General features: G+C 57.8%; 20 protein-coding genes. 12 read left to right on the top strand and 8 right to left on the bottom strand.

Annotated features, from left to right (window positions below; genetic code table 11):
- Window positions 1-18 precede the first annotated feature (18 nt).
- The 4 genes from CPH57_RS06010 to yceD are packed head-to-tail and all read right to left on the bottom strand — an operon-like array spanning window position 19 to window position 2730.
- Window positions 19-972 (bottom strand): beta-ketoacyl-ACP synthase III, encoded by a 954-nt coding sequence (locus CPH57_RS06010; protein WP_033642683.1) that lies wholly within the window; start codon window positions 970-972, stop codon window positions 19-21.
- 6 nt (window positions 973-978) lie between these two features.
- Window positions 979-2013, bottom strand: coding sequence for a phosphate acyltransferase PlsX (gene plsX, locus CPH57_RS06005; protein WP_071841648.1), 1035 nt, complete (start codon window positions 2011-2013; stop codon window positions 979-981).
- A gap of 11 nt (window positions 2014-2024) precedes the next feature.
- Window positions 2025-2192 (bottom strand): 50S ribosomal protein L32, encoded by a 168-nt coding sequence (gene rpmF / locus CPH57_RS06000; RefSeq protein ID WP_004927778.1) that lies wholly within the window; start codon window positions 2190-2192, stop codon window positions 2025-2027.
- A gap of 16 nt (window positions 2193-2208) precedes the next feature.
- On the bottom strand, window positions 2209-2730 hold the full coding sequence (gene yceD, locus CPH57_RS05995) for a 23S rRNA accumulation protein YceD (protein WP_004927780.1): 522 nt from the start codon (window positions 2728-2730) through the stop codon (window positions 2209-2211).
- A gap of 141 nt (window positions 2731-2871) precedes the next feature.
- On the opposite strand from yceD, the gene CPH57_RS05990 reads away from it, so the two are divergent.
- Window positions 2872-3453: a nucleoside triphosphate pyrophosphatase gene (locus CPH57_RS05990; protein ID WP_089197688.1), complete on the top strand. Its 582-nt coding sequence runs from the start codon at window positions 2872-2874 to the stop codon at window positions 3451-3453.
- Between the two features lie 6 nt (window positions 3454-3459).
- On the opposite strand, the gene rluC is transcribed toward CPH57_RS05990, so the two are convergent.
- Window positions 3460-4419, bottom strand: a complete 960-nt coding sequence (gene rluC / locus CPH57_RS05985; protein ID WP_004927787.1) for a 23S rRNA pseudouridine(955/2504/2580) synthase RluC — start codon at window positions 4417-4419, stop codon at window positions 3460-3462.
- 552 nt (window positions 4420-4971) lie between these two features.
- Between rluC and rne the strand changes: the two genes are divergently transcribed.
- Window positions 4972-8340: a ribonuclease E gene (rne, locus tag CPH57_RS05980; protein WP_096242137.1), complete on the top strand. Its 3369-nt coding sequence runs from the start codon at window positions 4972-4974 to the stop codon at window positions 8338-8340.
- Window positions 8341-8400: 60 nt separating this feature from the next.
- Here the strand turns inward: rne and CPH57_RS05975 are convergent, their stop codons facing one another.
- Window positions 8401-8688: a putative quinol monooxygenase gene (locus tag CPH57_RS05975; RefSeq protein ID WP_096242825.1), complete on the bottom strand. Its 288-nt coding sequence runs from the start codon at window positions 8686-8688 to the stop codon at window positions 8401-8403.
- A gap of 213 nt (window positions 8689-8901) precedes the next feature.
- Between CPH57_RS05975 and pyrC the strand changes: the two genes are divergently transcribed.
- From pyrC to CPH57_RS05935, 8 genes are all read left to right on the top strand, one after another.
- On the top strand, window positions 8902-9948 hold the full coding sequence (gene pyrC / locus CPH57_RS05970) for a dihydroorotase (RefSeq protein ID WP_033642678.1): 1047 nt from the start codon (window positions 8902-8904) through the stop codon (window positions 9946-9948).
- A 75-nt stretch (window positions 9949-10023) separates the two neighbouring features.
- Window positions 10024-10263 (top strand): DNA damage-inducible protein I, encoded by a 240-nt coding sequence (dinI, locus tag CPH57_RS05965; RefSeq protein WP_033650738.1) that lies wholly within the window; start codon window positions 10024-10026, stop codon window positions 10261-10263.
- Window positions 10264-10393: 130 nt separating this feature from the next.
- Window positions 10394-10675: a hypothetical protein gene (locus tag CPH57_RS05960; RefSeq protein WP_046686854.1), complete on the top strand. Its 282-nt coding sequence runs from the start codon at window positions 10394-10396 to the stop codon at window positions 10673-10675.
- Between the two features lie 199 nt (window positions 10676-10874).
- Window positions 10875-11129 (top strand): biofilm formation regulator BssS, encoded by a 255-nt coding sequence (bssS, locus tag CPH57_RS05955; protein ID WP_004927812.1) that lies wholly within the window; start codon window positions 10875-10877, stop codon window positions 11127-11129.
- A gap of 139 nt (window positions 11130-11268) precedes the next feature.
- A complete protein-coding gene (gene solA / locus CPH57_RS05950) occupies window positions 11269-12384 on the top strand; it encodes an N-methyl-L-tryptophan oxidase (RefSeq protein ID WP_047026296.1) in 1116 nt (371 codons plus the stop codon).
- A gap of 216 nt (window positions 12385-12600) precedes the next feature.
- Window positions 12601-13227 carry a LuxR C-terminal-related transcriptional regulator gene (locus tag CPH57_RS05945; protein WP_033642674.1) on the top strand — a complete coding sequence of 209 codons (627 nt, stop codon included), beginning with the start codon at window positions 12601-12603 and terminating at the stop codon, window positions 13225-13227.
- A gap of 122 nt (window positions 13228-13349) precedes the next feature.
- The gene (locus CPH57_RS05940; protein ID WP_004927822.1) at window positions 13350-13466 is read left to right on the top strand and encodes a DUF2770 family protein; all 117 of its coding nucleotides are present in this window, start codon (window positions 13350-13352) and stop codon (window positions 13464-13466) included.
- Between the two features lie 3 nt (window positions 13467-13469).
- Window positions 13470-14465 (top strand): zinc-dependent alcohol dehydrogenase family protein, encoded by a 996-nt coding sequence (locus CPH57_RS05935; RefSeq protein ID WP_096242136.1) that lies wholly within the window; start codon window positions 13470-13472, stop codon window positions 14463-14465.
- Here CPH57_RS05935 and CPH57_RS05930 read toward each other — a convergent pair.
- Window positions 14422-15471, bottom strand: coding sequence for an AI-2E family transporter (locus tag CPH57_RS05930; RefSeq protein ID WP_096242135.1), 1050 nt, complete (start codon window positions 15469-15471; stop codon window positions 14422-14424). The two genes, CPH57_RS05935 and CPH57_RS05930, sit on opposite strands and share 44 nt — an antisense overlap.
- 442 nt (window positions 15472-15913) lie before the next feature.
- Here CPH57_RS05930 and CPH57_RS05925 point away from each other — a divergent pair, with 442 nt between their 5' ends.
- Complete coding sequence (locus CPH57_RS05925) at window positions 15914-16468, top strand: cytochrome b (RefSeq protein ID WP_046686849.1); 555 nt, start codon at window positions 15914-15916, stop codon at window positions 16466-16468.
- A gap of 23 nt (window positions 16469-16491) precedes the next feature.
- A complete protein-coding gene (locus tag CPH57_RS05920; RefSeq protein WP_016928208.1) occupies window positions 16492-17070 on the top strand; it encodes a YceI family protein in 579 nt (192 codons plus the stop codon).
- 44 nt (window positions 17071-17114) lie between these two features.
- On the opposite strand, the gene CPH57_RS05915 is transcribed toward CPH57_RS05920, so the two are convergent.
- Window positions 17115-18182 (bottom strand): rhodanese-related sulfurtransferase, encoded by a 1068-nt coding sequence (locus tag CPH57_RS05915; RefSeq protein WP_033638032.1) that lies wholly within the window; start codon window positions 18180-18182, stop codon window positions 17115-17117.
- Window positions 18183-18540: the final 358 nt, after the last annotated feature.

Below are 18540 nucleotides of genomic sequence, written 5' to 3'. Positions count from 1 at the left end.
TTTTTATTCCTGTTCAAATCAGAAACGAACCAGCGCCGAGCCCCAGGTAAAGCCGCCGCCGAAGGCTTCCAGCAGCACCAGCTGGCCACGCTGAATTCGCCCGTCTCGCACGGCTTCGTCCAGTGCGGAAGGCACCGAGGCGGCAGAGGTGTTGCCGTGACGATCGAGCGTCACCACCACTTTGTCCATCCCCATGCCCAGTTTTTTCGCCGTTGCGCTGATGATGCGCAGGTTGGCCTGGTGCGGCACCAGCCAATCCAGCTCGCTGCGGTCCATGTTGTTGGCCTGCAACGTCTCATCGACGATGCGCGCCAGTTCGGTGACCGCAACCTTGAAGACTTCATTGCCCGCCATGGTGACATAGGCCGGCTTGTCTTGATTCTGACGATCCTTGTAAGGCAGCGTCAGCAGGCTGCCGTAGCTGCCGTCGGCATGCAGGTGGGTAGACAGAATGCCCTGCTCTTCAGAAGCCCCCAGCACCACCGCCCCTGCGCCATCACCAAACAGAATGATGGTGCCGCGATCTTCAGGATCCAGCGTGCGCGACAAGACGTCCGCGCCGATAACCAGCGCATGTTTGACCGCGCCGTTTTTCACGTACTGATCGGCCACGCTGAGCGCATAAGTAAAGCCGGCGCAGGCCGCAGCCAGATCGAACGCCGCGCAGTCTTTGATGCCCAACATTTGCTGCACCAGGCACGCCGCACTCGGGAACGCGTGAGTCGTCGTGGTGGTCGCCACGACGATAAGCCCAATGTCTTCTTTAGCCACACCTGCCATTTCCAGCGCTTTCTCAGCGGCCTGGAAGCTCATCGTCGCGACGGTTTCATCCGCAGCGGCGATGCGACGTTCGCGAATACCGGTACGCGTGACGATCCACTCGTCAGAGGTATCCACCATTTTTTCCAAATCAGCATTGGTGCGCACTTGTACGGGCAAATAACTCCCCGTACCGAGAATCTTTGTATACATGTACGATCAGTCACTCTTAGGTAATACAGCCTCAAGGCGCGCAGCAATCCTTTCCGGGACTTGCCGCTGCACCGCCTGCACAGCCTGTTCGATTGCGACTGCAAACGCGTGAGGGTTCGCAGCGCCGTGGCTCTTGACTACGGTGCTGCGCAATCCTAACAGACATGCGCCATTATACTGGTCGGGGTTCAGGTGGCCGAACCGCTTGACCACCCGTTTTTGCAACCAACGGCCCAACAATTTCAGCCACCAGGCTCGCTTGTTTCCATCGCCGGACGATTTCAGCAGCGATAAGAACACCCTGACCACCCCTTCCATGGTTTTCAGCGTGACGTTGCCCACGAAGCCGTCGCAGACCAACACATCGGTCTTGCCGGTGAGCAGTTCGTTTCCTTCCAGGTAACCAATATAGTTGATTGCCGGAGTATTTTTTAGCACAGCGGCCGCTTCGCGGATATTATCCAGGCCTTTGGTCTCTTCTTCGCCGATATTCAGCAGCGCCACCCGCGGTTGCGCAATGCCGATCACCTCTTCCGCCATCACCGCGCCCATCACGGCAAACTGCACCAGCATGGTGCTGTCGCACTCGACGTTAGCACCCAGATCCAGCACCACGGTTTTGCTGCGCTGCTGGTTCGGGATCACCGTCATCAGCGCCGGGCGCTCAATGCCCTCCAACGGCTTGACCAACAGCTTCGCCAATCCCATCAGCGCGCCGGTATTGCCGGCGCTGACGCAGCCCTGCGCGTTGCCGCTGCTGAGCTGTTCGAGCGCAATGCGCATCGACGTGCCGCGGCTGGCGCGTATCGCTTGTGAAGGTTTGGCGTCGCCGGCGATCACAGACTCGGCGGGCACGACTTGCAGACGCTCCAGAAGAACCGGATCGGCGTGGGCAAGCAAAGGGGAGATGGCGTCGGGATTACCGACCAGCAAGAGATGAAGCTGTAAATTAGAGGCCAGTGCCTGCAACGAAGCAGGCACTGTGACGCAGGGACCGAAGTCCCCGCCCATTGCATCTAACGCCAGGGTTAGACGAGTCAAGGTATCGCTACTTAGCCGATAACCTTGCGACCGCGGTAGAAACCGTCGGCAGTGATGTGGTGACGACGGTGAGTTTCACCGGATACTTTGTCTACAGACAGAGTAGTCGTGGTCAGAGCATCGTGAGAACGACGCATGCCACGCTTGGAACGGGTTGGTTTATTCTGTTGTACGGCCATGGACCTTACTCCTCAATTACTTACGCTTTAAACTGGCTAATACGGCAAACGGATTCGGTTTCTCCGCCTCGGGAGGCAGTTGGCCAAATACCATGTCCGCTTCGGACACTTCACAGTGTTCAGATTCATGTACCGGAACGACAGGCAGTGAAAGAATAATTTCGTCTTCAATCATTGCCAACAGATCGACTTCGCCAAACTCGTCAACTTCGATCGGTTCGTACGCTTCCGGTAATGCCTCAGCCTGCTCATCATTGACGACCGGGCTAAAACAATATGTTGTGTGAACCTGATGTTCGAACGGGACTCCACAGCGTTGGCACATCAACGTTACCGTGACGTCCGCATGCCCTGTTATCACCGCGAGGCGTTGATTGTCGATATTAAACGACAACGACACCTCAACATCACTATCCACACTGACCACGGAGTCGGCAACACGAGTAACCTGCTCAGGCGCATAGACACCAGCATAGTCCAGGCGTTTCTGAGCGGTACGTACCGCATCAATGGTCAAGGGTAATTTTACCTTTTGCATAGGGCGCGCATATTAACTTTGTAACGACATAGAGTCAAAGAAAAAGGCCGTAAAACGGCTCCTTTCACCAATATTCGCTTCCACAGCGGCCGACAGTTTAAAATGCCGTACCCATTTACGCTACGGTTTGCGAAAAAAATTATGCAGAGATTGCTTTTAGCCTCCACCTCCCCCTATCGAAAAATGCTGCTGGAGAAACTGCAGCTGCCGTTCGACTGCGCCGCGCCGGAGGTGGATGAAACCCCGCTGCCGGGCGAAGGCGCGGAAGCGCTGGTGCTGCGCCTGGCGGCAGCGAAGGCCCAGGCGCTGGCCCTCGCCTACCCCGAGCATCTGATCATCGGTTCCGATCAGGTCTGCGTGATCGATGGCAGCATCACCGGCAAGCCCCATACCGAGGAAAACGCCCGCGCGCAGCTGCGCCAGGTAAGCGGCCAGGCCGTGACCTTCTACACCGGCCTGGCGCTGTACAACGGCCGCAGCAAGCAGCTGCAGGCCCTGTGCGAGCCTTTCCACGTGCATTTTCGCGCGCTGAGCGAAGCGGAGATCGCCGCCTATGTGCGTCTGGAGCAACCGCTGAACTGCGCGGGCAGTTTCAAGAGCGAGGGGTTGGGGATCGCGTTGTTCGACAGGCTGGAAGGCCGGGATCCGAACGCCCTGATCGGCCTGCCGTTGATTGCGCTGTTGGAGATGTTGCGGGCTGAAGGCATCAACCCGCTGGTGTGACGCGGATTATTTGGCGGCCTGCCGGCGCAGCACTTGCAGGCAATGACGCAGTTCTTCGTCCATCGGCGCTTCGATACGCATCGTTTCGCCGGTGGCCGGATGCTCGAAGCGCAGCGCCGCGGCGTGCAGGAACAGACGCTTCAGGCCGGTACCCGCCAGTTGACGATCGAACTCGCGGTCGCCGTAGCGATCGTCAAAGGCGATCGGATGTCCAGCATGCAGGGTGTGCACGCGGATCTGGTGGGTACGCCCGGTGATTGGGCTGGCCTTCACCAGGGTGGCGAATTCGTAACGCTCCTCCACCTTGAAGCGGGTTTCCGAAGGCTTGCCTTCGCTGTTGACGCGCACGATACGTTCACCGCTTTGCAGAATGTTTTTCAGCAGCGGCGCCTGTACGGCCTTGCAGTGGGACTGCCACTGGCCGCGCACCAGCGCCAGATAATCCTTCTGCATGCCCTTCAGCCGTAGTTGCTCATGCAGCGAACGCAGCGCGGAACGCTTCTTGGCAACCAACAGCACGCCGGAGGTATCGCGATCGAGCCGATGCACCAGCTCCAGGAAACGGGCCTCAGGGCGCAGCGCCCGCAGCCCTTCAATCACGCCGAAGCTCAGGCCGCTGCCGCCGTGCACCGCGGTGCCGGAAGGCTTGTTGAGGATCAGCAGGTGGTCATCTTCATACAGAATGCAGTCGGCCAGCGCCGCCACCTTATCCAGCTTCGCCGACACCGGCGCCTCTTCGCGCTCGGCCACGCGCACCGGCGGCACGCGCACCACGTCGCCGGCCGCCAATTTGTATTCGACCTTGATGCGCCCTTTATTAACCCGCACCTCGCCTTTGCGCACAATGCGATAAATCATGCTCTTCGGCACGCCTTTCAGGCGAGCGAGCAGAAAGTTGTCGATTCTCTGACCGGCTTCGTCGTCGGAAATCGTGATGAATTGTACTGCTGGATTGTTCGTTTTCATGGTGCGGGATTCTAAATAGAGCGCGTGAATAGCGCCACATCTTTTTCTGTGCTTAACTGTCTCTCTGACGGCGGGCGAAACCCCAGCGGACAATAAGGCAGCAAGCCGATTTGAACGTTTGCGATTTCTTCCGCAGTTAAGGAAAAGTCACCTTGCTATAACGGCATCAGCAGTGGAATAATGCAGTCACTTTCCGCGTTGATTCTCGTTAAACAGGGAAAACGGTGGAATTATAAAATTTGTCTGATCGCGCAAAAACGCAGCAATGGCGTAAGACGTAATGCGAAATCAAACAATTAGCGGGCTGCGGGTTGCAGCTTGGCCGGCAAATGGAATCAGATCTGTCGACGTAAATCAGAGGCTATTCCCCTAGTAAAAGTGCTGTCTTTCACAAAGAAAAGCAGGCTTACCGAGATAATGCGCCCCTATGCAGGCGACAACCGTGAGGTTGACGGCTTTGCGAGAAGACACGGGGCTTTCGGTTTAACTCCGGCCATGAGGTTATTTTGCCCGCAGCTTTGTCGATAATGTAAAAATAACGAGTAAGTTAAGATGAAAAGAATGTTGATTAACGCAACTCAGCAGGAAGAGTTGCGTGTTGCCCTCGTAGATGGACAGCGGCTGTATGATTTGGATATCGAAAGTCCGGGTCATGAGCAGAAAAAAGCGAATATTTACAAAGGCAAAATCACCCGCATTGAACCAAGTCTTGAAGCAGCGTTCGTGGACTACGGCGCAGAACGACATGGTTTCCTCCCTCTTAAAGAAATCGCCCGCGAATACTTTCCTAGCAATTACTCTTCCCATGGCCGCCCGAACATCAAAGATGTCCTGCGCGAAGGCCAGGAAGTCATCGTTCAGGTAGACAAAGAAGAACGTGGCAACAAAGGCGCCGCCTTGACCACCTTCATCAGCCTGGCGGGCAGCTATCTGGTGCTGATGCCGAATAACCCGCGCGCCGGCGGTATTTCTCGCCGCATCGAGGGTGACGATCGCACCGAGCTGAAAGAAGCGCTCTCTTCGCTGCAACTGCCGGACGGCATGGGCCTGATCGTTCGCACCGCGGGCGTAGGCAAATCCGCCGATGCGCTGCAGTGGGATCTCTCCTTCCGCCTGAAGCACTGGGAAGCGATCAAAAAAGCCGCCGAAGGCCGCCCTGCGCCGTTCCTGATCCACCAGGAAAGCAACGTTATCGTGCGCGCCTTCCGCGATTACCTGCGCCCGGACATCGGCGAAATCCTGATCGACAACCCGAAAATTCTCGATCTGGCCAAAGAGCACATCGCCGCGCTGGGCCGCCCGGATTTCAGCAGCAAAATCAAACTGTACAGCGGTGAAATTCCTCTGTTCAGCCACTATCAGATCGAATCGCAGATCGAATCCGCCTTCCAGCGCGAAGTGCGCCTGCCGTCCGGCGGCTCGATCGTCATCGACAGCACCGAAGCGCTGACCGCCATCGACATCAACTCCGCACGCGCAACCCGCGGCGGCGACATCGAAGAGACGGCGTTCAACACCAACCTGGAAGCGGCGGACGAAATCGCTCGCCAGCTTCGCCTGCGCGATCTCGGCGGCCTGATCGTCATCGACTTCATCGACATGACGCCGGTACGCCACCAGCGCGAAGTGGAAAACCGCTTGCGCGACGCCGTGCGTCAAGACCGCGCGCGCATCCAAATCGGCCGCATCTCCCGCTTCGGCCTGCTGGAAATGTCGCGTCAGCGCCTCAGCCCGTCGCTGGGTGAATCCAGCCACCACGTGTGCCCACGCTGTAACGGCACCGGCACCATCCGCGACAACGAATCGCTGGCGCTGTCCATCCTGCGCCTGATCGAAGAAGAAGCGCTGAAGGAAAACACCAAAGAAGTTCACGCTATCGTACCGGTTCAGGTCGCTTCGTACCTGCTGAACGAAAAGCGTGAATCCGTCAGCGCGATCGAAAAACGTCAGGGTGGCGTGAAAGCCGTCATCGTGCCGAACGATGAAATGCAAACCCCGCACTACTCAGTGCTGCGCGTACGCAAGGGCGAGGAAACCTCTACCCTCAGCTACCTGCTGCCGAAACTGCACGAAGAAGACATGGAGCGTCCGCTTGAAGATGCGCCGATGGAACGCAAGCGTCCGGAGCAACCGGCCCTGGCTTCCTTCTCCCTGTCCGCCGATGTGCCGCCGCCGGCTGAAGAACCCGTCGCCGTTGCCAAACCTGTCGCTGCAGCCGCCAAGGCTAAAGCCGCAGCGCCGGCCGCCGCCAAGCCGGGCTTCCTGGGCCGCCTGTTCGGTGGTTTGAAGAGCCTGTTCGCCGGTGAAGAACAACCTGCCGTCGAAGAAGCCAAACCGGCCGAAACGCCGAAGGCGGAAGGCAACGGTGAAAACCGTCGTCAGGATCGTCGCGGTCAGCGCCGTCAAGGCACCGGCCGTAAAGAGCGCGGTGAGCGTAGCGACCGTGGCGATCGTCCGGAACGCGGCGAACGTAAAGAGCGCGGTGAAGGCCGTGACAATCGCGAACGCGACAACCGTGAACCGCGTGAGAACCGTGAAGGCCGTGAATCGCGTGAATCCCGCGATGAGCAGCGCCGTAACCGCCGCAACCAGCAGCAGAACGCGCCGGTAGCGGAGGAAACTGCCTCGGAAGAAAGCGCTAAAGCGCCGCGCGAAGATCAGCAGCAGCGCCGTGAACAGCGTGCTGAACGCCAGCGTCGTCGTCAGGAAGAGAAACGTCAGGCTCAGCAGGAAGTGAAAGCGCTGGAAAGCGTTGACGCGGTCGAGAGCACCGACGAAGAGCAGGAAGAACGCCAGCAGCAGAACATGCAGCGCCGTCAGCGCCGCCCTCTGACGCAGAAAGTGCGCATCCTGTCCGCGGAAGAAGAGCTGCAGCGCGCAGCGGAAGAGCTGTTGGCGCCGAAAGCGCCGGTAGCGAAAGCCGAAGATGCGCAGCCAACCGCCGACGACAGCGTGAAGCTGCTGCCGGAAACCGTTGCCGCTCAGGCGGAAGACGATGCCCAGGGCGAAAACCGCGGCAACGGCGAAGGCATGCCGCGTCGTTCCCGTCGTTCACCGCGTCACCTGCGCGTCAGCGGCCAGCGTCGCCGTCGTTACCGCGACGAGCGTTACCCACTGCAATCCCCAATGCCGTTGGTGGGCGCGTTCGCTTCTCCGGAAATGGCATCAGGCAAAGTCTGGGTAAGCTACCCGGTCGCTCAGGTTGAAGAAGCCGAAGTGCAAACCGAAGCCGTAGAGCAGGCGCCGGTTGTCGCCGCAGCGGTTGAACAGCACAGCGTTGCCGTGGAAGAAACTCAGGCCGCGGCCAGCGTCAACGAACCGGCACCAGAAGCCGCCGTTGAAACTGCCGCCGTCACCGTAACGGAAGAAGCGGCAGTCGTAGCGCCGGTTGTTGCCACCCCGGCCGAGGAAACTCCGGCGCCGGTGGAAACCGCCCCGGCAACGGTTGCGGTTGAAGAACCGAAAGCGGAAGAGACTGCCCCTGCAGTGGAAGCTCAGCCGGTAGCTGAAACCGTAGCGGCAGAGCCAGTGGTTGAAGCTAAGCCAGCGGAAGACGAGCCTGTGGTCGAAACTGCACCGGTAGAAGCCGCACCTACGGAAGAAGCGCCAGTGGTAGAAGCCGCACCTGCAGCGGCAGCCGCTCCGGTAGAAAAAGCGCCGGAACCAACGGCCGCCGAACCTGCGCCTGCGGTTGCTCAGCAGCCGGCACCGGTGAAAGCCGTGCAGGACGCGCTGTACAAACACATCGCCACTGCACCGATGACCAAAGCGCCTGCGCCGGCCTATGTGCCGGAAGAACGCAAGCACAGCGACTGGCAGCGCCCTTCCTTCAACTTTGAAGGCAAAGGTTCAGCCGGTGGTCACTCGGCAGTGAGCCAGGCCACCGCGCCGGCCACCAAGCCGCAGCCGGTTAACGAATAAGTTAATCTGCACACCTAAAAAAACCCGCCGACGGCGGGTTTTTTCTTGCCTGCAAAAAGCTCAGGCGATCTTTTTCAGTTTTTTGATGTCCAGAACATCTAACTTGCCGTCAAGTCGACTGACGAACTGCTGAAAATGCGCCGTCTCATTATGCTTATTCAGCGCTTCGCTGCTGGCCCAACGCTCAAAGAACACGAAGGTGCCCGGTTTTTCCAGATCGCGATGCAAATCATATTGCAGGTTGCCCAGCTCCTGGCGGCTCGGCTCGAGAATGTCGTGCACCGCTTCACTGACTGCGGCCTCAAATCCCGCTTTCGCTTGCAGGGTGGCGATAACGCGTACTTCCATTGTTTTCTCCCTTTCCACTTGATGAAAGTCGACGGTATTGGCGTCGGCATCGTTGAAATCATTGTCACTATGCGCCTGCTGCGCCGTTGATTTCAACTTGTCGCCAACAAACAGATGCATCTGCGGCACTTTCCGCTTATCCTTACACCCCGGCGTGAATAAACCCATTATTCGCTTTTCATTAGACGTATTTGACCGCCGGAGCCTAGCTAGATGACCGCACAACCTCAAGTTCTGAAAATCCGCCGCCCAGACGACTGGCATATCCACCTGCGTGACGATGAGATGCTGAAAACGGTGGTGCCCTATACCAGCCAGGTATTTGGCCGGGCGATCGTGATGCCGAACCTGGTTCCGCCCGTGACGACCGTGGCCGCCGCGCGCGCCTACCGCGATCGGATTCTGGCGGCGGTGCCGCAGGGTCACAACTTCACTCCGCTGATGACCTGTTACCTGACCAACTCTCTGGCGGCCAGTGAACTGGTCAGCGGTTTCGAGCAAGGGGTGTTTACCGCCGCCAAGCTGTATCCGGCCAACGCCACCACCAACTCCAGCCACGGCGTCAGCGACGTGACCGGCATTTACCCGCTGTTCGAGCAAATGCAAAAAATCGGCATGCCGCTGCTGATCCACGGTGAAGTGACCGATCCTGCCGTCGATATTTTCGACCGCGAGGCGCGCTTTATCGAACAGGTGATGGAGCCTATCCGCCGTCACTTCCCGGAACTGAAAATCGTCTTCGAACACATCACCACCAAAGAAGCGGCGCAGTACGTGCAGGCAGGCAACCGTTTCCTCGGCGCCACCATCACCCCGCAGCACCTGATGTTCAACCGCAACCACATGCTGGTCGGCGGCATTCGCCCACACCTGTTCTGCCTGCCGATCCTCAAGCGCAACGTCCATCAGGAAGCGCTGCGTCAGGCGGTGGCCAGCGGCTCGGACCGTTTCTTCCTCGGCACCGACTCGGCGCCGCACCTCAAGCATCGCAAAGAGTCCAGCTGCGGCTGCGCCGGCTGCTTCAATGCGCCGAATGCGATCCCGGCTTACGCTGCCGTCTTCGAACAGCTCGGCGCGCTGGAGCACTTCGAGGCCTTCTGCTCGCTCAACGGCCCACGCTTCTATGGCCTGCCGATCAACGAAGATTTCATCGAACTGCAGCGCGTGCCGACCACCCAGCCGGAAGAGATCGCCCTGGGCAATGAATCCGTGATCCCATTCCTGGCCGGCGAAACCCTGAACTGGTCGCTGAAAGGCTGATATTTTTGCTTCGCCCTCTTGCCCTCGCTTACGGTTAACTGTATAAATAAACAGTAAATCGCTTCGGGGGCAATTATGCGTGTTGAAGTCACTATAGATAAAACCCGGCCGCTGCCGTCGGGCGCCATTGAGGCGCTGACCGGCGAGCTGGGCAAACGGGTCAATCGCCAGTTTCCAGGCGCCGTCGTGCACGTCCGTTATGCCGGCGCCAACGGGCTCTCTGTGCTGGGGGGCGCCAAAACCGACCGGGATCTGATTGAGGAAATCCTTCAGGAAACCTGGGAAAGCGCGGACGAATGGTTCAGCGCAGAATAACACTGCAATGCTGTTTTTGCCGGGGGTCGCTCTCCGGCTTTTTTGTTTCTGGCGCCCTGCCCATTCATCGCTTACCCTTACTCTGGAACCAAATCCGCCTCAGCGCTGTATTTAACGCAAAGGAGTAAGCATGGCCCCGGACAAGGTGAAATCCGAAGACGCAATGACGTTTGGCGAATTGCTGGCGCTGATTGCCGATCAGAAAAGACGCTTGAACGTACTGGAAGTGGCCTTCTCTTACCTGGCCTTCAGCCTGGATGACAAAGCCAACCAACGGCTGATCCACAGCCTGAGGCTGGAATCGCAAAGCCAGAATCGCGACGCCGAAACGCAGAAACATTTCGCGCACTTGGCAGAAGAACTGGAAAAATGTCTGCACGGCTCCGCCCCACCCACCGGCGGCGCGGAATAACGCCACAGGCTTTACTCATCGCGCGTTCGCACCCGAATTTGTAGAATAATTGTTCAAATAAATATTTATTTTGCAATTTTAGGTGACAACCCCTCCACCGATGAAAGCGGATGCGTATACTGTAATTGCTCTCATGATGATGAGCCGCATTGATCCTCGTTAGTCACTCACGGTAGTTACTACTCAATAAGGGGTCTTTATGGACAGAAATGATGAAGTAATTCAGACGCACCCGCTTGTCGGTTGGGATATCAGTACTGTCGACGTTTACGACGCCATGATGATACGCCTTCATTACCTGTCTTCACTAGACCAAACGCCCGAAGAAGCCCAAGTAGACCGAACGCTTTGGCTGACCACAGATGTCGCCCGTCAATTAATCAATATTTTAGAGGCCGGCATCGCCAAGATTGAAGCTACGGATTACCAGGATCTTGATCGCAGAAAACATTGATTCATCGTCTCCTACCCCCTAAGGCGCCGCGACCTTTCCCGGCGCCTTTTCTTCGCCTTTCGCCGTTCAATCAGTGCATTGCGTCCGCCAACCTTTTATCATGGGGGCATAAGAAATCGCTATCAGAGAGGGTTGGCACGTGGAATATGATTTGATTGTGGTGGGCAGCGGTTCCGTCGGCGCGGCGGCAGGCTATTATGCCACGCGAGCCGGCTTGAAAGTGCTGATGATCGACAGCGCTATCCCTCCGCACCGAAACGGCAGCCATCACGGCGATACCCGCATTATCCGTCACGCTTACGGCGAAGGCGAAAAGTACGTGCCGCTGGTGCTGCGCGCACAGGCGCTGTGGAATGCGCTGATTCAACAATCCGGCGAGGAACTGTTCCAGTCGTGCGGCGTGCTCAACCTGGGGCCACAGCACTCCGAATTCATTCGCAATGCGCAGCTCAGCGCGCAAAAATTCCGCCTGAACGCGCAAACCCTCAGCGCCGAACAGATCAATCAGCGCTGGCCAGAATTCCGAGCACCGGAAGGCTATGTCGGCGTATTCGAGCCAGACGCGGGGTTCCTGCGTGCCGAGCTGGCGATAACCAGCCTGATCAAGCTGGCGAAAGAAGCCGGCTGCAGCCAGCTGTTCAACTGCCCGGTCAACGCGGTAGAACCCATCGATGGCGGCGTTGAGGTCATCACCGGCGAAGGGCGTTTCACGGCGCGAAAGGCGGTGATCACCGCCGGCACCTGGGTCAAAGCGCTGTTGCCGCAACTGCCGATCGCGCCACTGCGCAAAGTCTTCTCCTGGCATCAGGCAGATGGCCGCTACAGCGTGAACAATCGTTTCCCGGCCTTTACCGTCGAAGCGCAAGACGGCACGCACTATTACGGTTTTCCGGCGGATAACGACGGCCTGAAAGTGGGCAAACATGACGGCGGCCAGCCGATGGATGCCCCCGAGCAGCGCAAACCCTTCGGCAGCTACGCCAGCGACGGCACGGAAGTTTTCTCCTTCCTGCGGCAATTTTTGCCGGGTGTAGGCGTATGTTTACACGGTGAAGCCTGCAGCTATGATATGAGCCCCGACGAAGACTTTATTATCGATACCCTGCCGGATTGCGATCGCCTGATGGTCATCAGCGGATTGAGCGGCCACGGCTTCAAGTTCGCCAGCGCTCTGGGCGAGATCGCCGCGCTGTTCGCGCAGGACAAAGCGCCGCCGGTTGACGTCTCAAGCTTTGGTCTGAAACGATTTAGCTGAGCAAAGGATTTCGCTGTCCAAGTCCCCCTCAGGCACTGGACAGCGAAATTTGGCGGTTACAATTTGTTAACCTGCTAACTCTTTTAAATACCAAGTAAAAATCCTGATAACGGAAATTTCTTATATTCAGCAGTTGAATTTCCGAATTGAACACTTGCAGTGTAAGTCCTATTTTACAGAAGATATGCTCCATCGGCTTTCAACAAGGACGTCACCATGAAACTACTTGTCGTGGACGAATGCTGCTTCACCCGGGTCGGTATAGCCAGCTACTTTGCTGATAGTGGGATCACGACGATCAAGTGCTGCCACAGCATTGAATACGCTACATCGCTGTTGGCCAGCTTTCAGCCGAGCCACATTCTGGTGAACCTCAGCAACCAATGCCGCTATAACGAAGCGGACGCGCAACTGCAGGCCTTTATGGAAGCCAGCCAGTCCGCCTTGCTATTTATCTATCTCGACACACCTTACCCTTACAGCGAAGCGCCAATGCGCATCGCCGATAACGCTTTTCTGTTCAATAAAAGCATTCTGCCGCTCACCTTACGCACGCTGCGCGAGAATCCGCTGGCGCTGGCCGATGACGGCGAAGAGCGTTCCCTGTTCAGCCCGCAGGAGCTGACGGTAATGAAGTATTGGATGGCAGAGATGCCTAACTACCGCATTGCGAAAAAACTGCAGATCAGCTCCCATACGGTCTATGTGCACAAGCGTCACATCACGGAAAAGATCAACGCGCGCAACCGGCTGGAGTTTTACTCGCTGTATAACGTGCTGCGCTATTTCTACCCGCCGAGCACGCCGGCGAATTCAACGCCGCTGGCGCTGTTGGCCGTGTAACCTCAAGCCTGCGATAACGCAGGCTTTTTTATCGTCACTTTCCCGCCCCTCACGCGCGGCGCGCTATAAATGACGCCGAGAAAAGGACTATAATCAAGGGTCCTTCTCTTCAGGCGGCTGAAATGTTAAACCGAATACTGGCGGCTATCGTCAACAATGTGCGTGAGCACCTGGTGCTGTACCTTTGTCTGTGGCTGGTGCTGCTGGCGTTGGATGTCTATTTCTTCTTCGTCATGTAAGCCATGCCGCCGTTATTTCCCCGATTGAGCTTCAGCCGCTTCGGCGATCCCGCCCAGGTGCTGGAATTGCAGCAGATGAGCAGACCGATGCTGCGCCCCGGACAGCGGTTATTGCAGATGCGCTATGCCCCGATCAACCCTTCCGATCTGATCCCGATCCACGGCCAATACGCGCACCGCATCGCCCTTCCTCAGGTGCCGGGATATGAAGGCGTGGGCGTCGTCGTCAATCCGCAGAATGGGTATTCAACGGGCCGACGCGCGCTGGCGGTAGCAGGTAACGGCAGTTGGCAAACGTTCGTCACGCTGCCTGAAGATCGGGTGGTCTGGGTGCCGGACGACATCGACGACGCCTGCGCAGCACAAATCTATATCAACCCGCTCACCTGCTGGGTGCTGTTGACCCAATGGCTGCCGCTCAGCGCCGGCGACGTACTGCTGCTCAACGGCGGCGGCTCCGCTGTCAGCCTGCTGCTGGCGCAGCTGACGGCGCTGCGCGGCATTCGTCTGGCGGTCGTGGTGCGCAATGCCGCTTATCGCCAGGCGTTGCTGGCCGCCGGCGCCTGGCGCGTTATCGAAGCGCCGCAGCTGGCGGAAATGACGAATTTTGGCGCCCGAGCGGCCATCGACTGCATTGGCGGAGAAGACGGATTGCAGTTGGCGCAGGCGGTCCGCACCGGCGGCGATTTTGTGGCGCTGGGCCTGCTTAGCGGCCGCCAGGTAGACTGGCGGCGCGTGGTGGACGAGTTAAAGCTGCGCGCTTCGCTGTTCCACTTGCGCAAATGGAACGCACAGGCAGCGCCGGCGCAATGGCAGACGGCGTTTTATCAGTTATTCCTGCTGCTGCGACGCGGCCAGCTGGCGCTGCGCCCACCCGCCGCGATTTATCCTTTGCGTCAGTACGCAGCGGCGCTGCACCACGCCGCCCAGCCCGGCGTGAATGGCAAAATCTTCCTCACTCCGGAGGCTGGCGCGGCGGGCGGCCGTCCCCCAGGATAACCGCCAGCCGATAGCCGCCCTCGGTAGTCTCCAGCGCGATGCGCGCCACGATCGTCAGCGGCACCGACAGCAACATGCCCACCGGGCCAAGCAGCCAGCCCCAAAAGATCAGCGACAGGAACACCACCAGCGTCGACAGCCCCAGCCCGCGCCCCATCACGCGCGGCTCGAGGATATTGCCGATCACCATGTTGACAGCGATAAAGCCGCCCGCCACCACCAGCGCATCTCCTAATCCGTTGAACAACAGCGCCTGAATCAGCGGCGGAATGGCGGCCAATACCGAGCCAATGTTGGGAATGTAGTTAAGCAGAAATGCCAGCAGCCCCCAGATAAAGGCAAAACGCACGCCGACCGCCGCCAGGAAGATCCAGACGATTACCCCGGTGGCCAGGCTGATGATGGTTTTAATCACCAGATAGCGCGTCACGCCATCCAGCGCCCGCCGCATCGCGGCGAGCCCCTCGTTCGGCTTATCCAGCGCCTGCTGCAGCTTGTAAGGCAGCAACTGCACTTCGAACAGCATAAACACCACGGTCATCAGGAGCAGGAAGACGTTGGTCATCGCGCCAGACAGGTGCCCCAGCATGCGGGTGACCAGATTCATCGTCGCGCTGGGATCGACATACTGCAGCATCGCTTCGCTGGAAAGGCTGATATTGAAACGGTCGGCGTAATGCTGCAGCTCGCGCAGCTTCTCGATCATCATGCCGCGGTACTGCGGCAGCGAACGGGCGAACTCGTTCAGCGAAGCCCCCAGCATGCCGATAAACAGCATCACGACCACGATCACCGCCGTCACCAGCAGCGTCACCCCGACGATACGCGGCACCCGTTTACGCTCCAGCATCGCCACCAGCGGATTCAGCACCATAGCGAGAAATACCGCCAGCAAAAACGGCACCACAATGTCGGCGGCGGCTTTCACCCCGGCCAAAATGATCACCAACATCGCCAGCAGGACGGCCAGACGCAGGCTGCTGTCGGTCACACGGGTTCGGCCCATGACGTTTCCTTGTTATTTCACTGGGTTAACCGGCGCCAGGGCGCCGGCTCTTGGCGCTAATGGTAGCAAAATCCGCCGCTGCACCGCAGGGGATTTAGCGCAACCGTTCGACAAAGTTAATCTTTCCGCCCTGCCCTGCGCCGCAATAAATAGGCATAACCTTTGCCAACAAATAATCTCGCCGGGCAACTCACGAGGGGTTTACGTAAAATGACAAAAGCTGACATTAATAGATAATAGCACCACTTTTCAATGACTAGCGTGAACCTCTCGTGAGCGAAATAATATTATCTCCAACGATTTATCTGATTAACTCCGAACATCTCGAACAAATTCACTGACTAATATTTCAAAGTAGTAACATAGTTAAATTTATTATTGATTTTATGTTTCCTAAAGTTTAATTATTGCAGCCAGCCAATCGGTAATCGAAGGAAACAGGATGCTCTGGAAAAATACCGCCGATCGTTTCGGCCATGTGTCAGTGTTGATCCACTGGCTGGTGGCGCTGACGGTGTACGGCATGTTCGCACTCGGCCTGTGGATGGTCACGCTGGGCTATTACGACGTCTGGTACCATCAGGCGCCGGAGATCCACAAAAGCATCGGCACGCTGCTGTTCATTGTGATGGTGATCCGCGTGGTCTGGCGCTTTGTCTCACCGCCGCCTAAACCGCTGGCCAGCTATGGCCGCCTCACTCGCGTCAGCGCCATCCTCGCGCATCTGGCGCTGTACGCCGTGTTGTTCGGCATTCTGATCAGCGGCTATCTGATCTCCACCGCAGACGGCCAACCGATCAGCGTGTTCGGCTGGTTCAACGTGCCCGCCACCGTGACCGGCATGGCGGAACAGGCCGACACCGCCGGCGCCATACACCTTTACCTGGCCTGGGCCGTGGTAGTGCTCTCGATACTGCACGGGCTGGCCGCGCTTAAACATCACTTTATCGATCGTGATGTCACTTTGAAACGGATGCTGGGTAGCAGCGCCGATTAACCTTTGGATTTATGGAGATTGCTATGTTGAAAAAGACCGTATTGGGCCTGACCGCAGGCGCCCTGCTGCTGAGCGCCGGTTCCGCACTGGCGGCAGACTACAAGATCGATAAACAAGGCCAACACGCCTTTATCGAATTCCGCATCCAGCATCTGGGCTACAGCTGGCTGTACGGCAGCTTTAAAGACTTCGACGGCGGCTTCACCTTCGACGAGAAAGATCCGTCCAAGGACAAGGTCAACGTGACCATCAATACCGCCAGCGTCGACACCAACCACGCCGAGCGCGACAAGCACCTGCGCAGCGCCGAGTTCCTCAACGTGGAGAAGAACAAGCAAGCCAAGTTTGAATCCACCGAAGTGAAGAAAAGCGGCGACGGTTACGCGGTGGTCGGCAACCTGACGCTGAACGGCGTCACCAAACCGGTTACGCTCGATGCCAAACTGATTGGCCAGGGCAACGATCCGTGGGGCGGCTACCGCGCCGGCTTTGAAGCCAACGGCAAGATCAAGCTGAAAGATTTCGGCATCACCACCGATCTTGGCCCGGCGTCGCAAGACGTTGAGCTGATCATCTCCGTAGAAGGCGTGCGCGAGAAATAAAAAAAAAGCCCGGCTTGGCGGCCGGGCTTGTCGGTTCCTCAGGCTCAGCGGGCTGGGCCTTCTTCTTCCGGTGCCGGAATGTGCATCGTGGTCTGCAACAATCCTTTCGATTTATTGAAAATCTTGACGCCGTTTTCGCGGCCGGCACGGCGCGCGCGCTGCTCTTCGCGCGGCAGCTTCAGCTCTTCGCGGCAAATCTCGCTGCAGCATCCTTCAAACTTGGCGGCGCAGCTCGGGCACTGAATGAACAGCAGATGGCAGCCGTCGTTCTTGCAGTTGGTATGGGTGTCGCACGGTGCGCCGCACTGGTGGCAGTTGGCGATCACATCGTCGGAGATGCGCTCCCCCATACGCTCATCGAACACGAAGTTTTTGCCGATAAACTTCAGCGGCAACCCCTGTTCTTTCGCTTTGCGGGTGTACTCGATAATCCCGCCTTCCACGTGGTAGATGTTTTTAAAGCCGTTGTGCAGCATATAGGCGCTGGCTTTTTCACAGCGAATGCCGCCGGTGCAGTACATGACGATATTCTTGTCTTTGCTGTCCTGCAGCATCTCCACCGCCATCGGCAGCTGATCGCGGAAGGTATCCGACGGCACCTCGATGGCGTTTTCGAAATGGCCGACTTCGTACTCATAGTGGTTGCGCATATCGACGAATACCGTATTCGGATCGTCGATCATCTGATTGACGCGATCGGCCTGCAGATACTCACCGACGTTGCTCGGATCGAAGCTCTCGTCATCGATGCCGTCAGCCACGATGCGCTCGCGCACCTTGAGGCGCAGCACCCAGAAGGATTTGCCGTCGTCTTCCAGCGCGATATTCAGGCGGACCTGATCCAACGCCGGGTGCGAGGCGAACAGCGCGGCTTTGAACGCGTCGAAGTTATGCTGCGGCACGCTGATCTGCGCGTTGATGCCCTCTTTCGCCACGTAGATGCGGCCGAACACCTTCAGTTTTTCGAACTGAACGTACAGGCTGTCGCGAAACGCCTTGGGATCGTCGATGGAGAAGTATTTGTAAAAAGAAACTGTGGTGCGCGGCTCGGTTTCCGCCAGCATGCGCGCCTTCAGTTCCTCATTAGAAATTCGGTTATGTAACACTGGCATGGTGTACTTTCCTGTCTTTCGGGAGGTGACTGATTACCGCGCGCAGCCAGCCGGCCCGCGCGCGGCGCACATCATACCCGAAAAACCGCCGCCGCGCAGCCCTGGCGCTCGCGTGCGCATACCTGCATCGCGCACTCATCCCGGATGCCACCGTATTGACCTTCCTGATAAGGATATCGCCATGGGCTTTTGGCAGGAAATATTGTGGAAAAATTCGGCACTCGATGCATATTTAACGCCCAAAAGGGGATTTTAATGCGTTGTGTTTTCCCGGATCGTCAGAAAAATGCCACAATAGTCGCAAACAATCGGCAGAAACGAACCTAGCGACCGAGCCCACCCGGCCGTCAGACCATGC

This window comes from Serratia sp. JKS000199, assembly GCF_900215455.1.
Classification (GTDB): domain Bacteria; phylum Pseudomonadota; class Gammaproteobacteria; order Enterobacterales; family Enterobacteriaceae; genus Serratia; species Serratia ureilytica.
The sequence above is the reverse complement of the archived record's forward strand: the minus strand, read 5'-3'. Positions and strand labels throughout refer to the sequence as shown.